This window comes from Bartonella sp. TT110JLCBS (genome assembly GCF_042193405.1).
GTDB lineage: Bacteria > Pseudomonadota > Alphaproteobacteria > Rhizobiales > Rhizobiaceae > Bartonella.
The window spans coordinates 1-311 of the sequence record NZ_JBHILT010000259.1; the positions used below are offsets into that span (position 1 = coordinate 1).

General features: G+C 43.7%; 1 pseudogene. It reads left to right on the forward strand.

Annotated features, from left to right (window positions below):
• Positions 1–107: 107 nt before the first annotated feature.
• Positions 108–311, forward strand: a pseudogene (locus ACFILW_RS10785) (hypothetical protein); the annotation flags it as partial.

Consider the following 311-nt stretch of genomic DNA (forward strand, 5'->3'; position numbering starts at 1 on the left):
CTCACAAGTACTTTATTGAATATTTTAATCCAAACTTTAACCGTATTTCTGTCGGCCCACCGATGCAGCGAAACCAAGAGTTGAAGGCTCTGATGGAGGCTGGTATCGTGACTTTGGCTGGCGGACCTTCACCTAAACTTGTTCTCAATGCTAGTACCAGCCGTTTCGAAATTCAGTCTGTTTTTCAAGATGAAAACAGTTCAGTTGATGGAGATGTGCTGATCAAGGCCAAGATTGATCGTTTTTCTCCGTTGCGTGATGAGTCCTCTTTTATCCAGAATTTGGCTGGTCAGGGCATCATTCGACCATTT